1 protein-coding gene is annotated in these 518 nt (G+C 61.6%); it reads right to left on the bottom strand.

Annotated features, from left to right (window positions below; genetic code table 11):
• Positions 1–458, bottom strand: a 458-nt coding sequence (locus ACG74X_RS21310) for a bacteriophage T4 gp5 trimerisation domain-containing protein (protein WP_411237326.1), incomplete at its 3' end; no start/stop codon positions are given.
• Positions 459–518 lie beyond the last annotated feature (60 nt).

Below are 518 nucleotides of genomic sequence, written 5' to 3'. Positions count from 1 at the left end.
CCTGCGTCGGGCCGGTTGCTGCTGCCGCCGACGACACCGGCACGGCTGGCCAGCCCGCTCATATCGAGAAACCCAAGCGCCGAACTGGCCACTGTTCCCGCAAATGCGCCCAAGGCCGGTGTGTCGCTTCCCGCAACCTCACCTGCCTGTTTCAACAATCCTGCCGTATGCCCGGCAAGACCCTGCACAGCCGCCATCAGGGCAAGGGCAGACGCCCCGGTGCCGCCGACAACGGTGTTCATCGACCCGCCAATTTCGTGTTTCTGGTTCCGGCCAACCTCGACTGTTCGGTTTTCGCCGATTGCAGAAACTTCATGCCGGTCGATGCGTTTGGTTCGGTCGTTCAGAACCCGTGTGGTCTGGTCCTTCTGGGCGTGAAAGAACATGTTTTCGCCGCCGGTCGCATCTTCAAAGCTGATCTCGTTAAAGCCCTCGGCCTTGTGCGTCTGGGTGCGCATGACGGACTTGGTTTTGTGCTCAGGCAGTGGGTACGGCACCTTCTGCCGCTCGTTCGGCAC

This window comes from Marivita sp. S0852, from assembly GCF_046591575.1.
GTDB lineage: Bacteria > Pseudomonadota > Alphaproteobacteria > Rhodobacterales > Rhodobacteraceae > Marivita.
Note: the sequence above shows the minus strand (reverse complement) of the source record. Positions and strands in the feature narration are given on the sequence as shown.